The sequence below is a fragment of the Nocardioides sp. CPCC 206348 genome (genome assembly GCF_048654705.1).
In the GTDB taxonomy this organism is placed as follows: domain Bacteria; phylum Actinomycetota; class Actinomycetes; order Propionibacteriales; family Nocardioidaceae; genus Nocardioides.
In genome coordinates, this window is sequence record NZ_JBMCZA010000192.1 from 233 (window position 1) to 922 (window position 690).

General features: G+C 74.9%; 1 protein-coding gene. It reads left to right on the plus strand.

Going from position 1 to position 690, the window contains the following annotated elements; all coding sequences use genetic code 11:
* Positions 1-690, plus strand: a 690-nt coding sequence (locus ACOADB_RS16725; protein WP_378600881.1) for an exodeoxyribonuclease V subunit gamma, incomplete at both ends; no start/stop codon positions are given.

Genomic DNA, 690 nt, shown 5'->3' on the forward strand with positions numbered 1-690 from the left:
CGGTGAGGTGGCCGGGCTCGACCTGCCCGACCGGCTGTCGCTGTTCGGGCACACGCGCCTTCCCGAGACCGAGATCGACCTGCTCGCCGCGCTCGGCGAACACCGTGACGTGCACCTGTGGCTGGCCCAGCCGTCGGCCGCGCTGTGGGACGCCGTGACCGCGGCCGGCGCCGAGGTGACGCCGCGCGACGTGTCCCGTTCCGCCGACCTCGTCGACCACCCGCTGCTCGCCTCGCTGGGCCGTGACGCCCGCGAGCTCGCCACCGTGCTCGGTGCCCGGGTGCGCGCCGGGCAGGCCGTCGACGCCGGTGCTGCTGCCGATCCCGCTGCTCCCGACCACCTGCTCGGCTGGCTCCAGTCCGACCTCCGCGCCAACCACGCGCCCGACGTCGCCGAGCGTGCCGCCCGCGTCCTCGACCCCAAGGACCGGACCGTGCAGGTGCACGCCTGCCACGGCGCCGCCCGCCAGATCGACGTGCTGCGGGAAGTGCTCGTCGGCCTGCTCGAGGACGACCCGAGCCTCGAGCCCCGCGACATCGTCGTGATGTGCCCCGACATCGAGACCTTCGCGCCACTGATCTCGGCCGGCTTCGGGCTCGGTGAACTCATCACCGACGAGTCCGCCAAGGGCGTCGGCGACGCGCTGCACCCCGCCCACCGGTTGCGGGTCCGCCTCGCCGACCGGGCGGT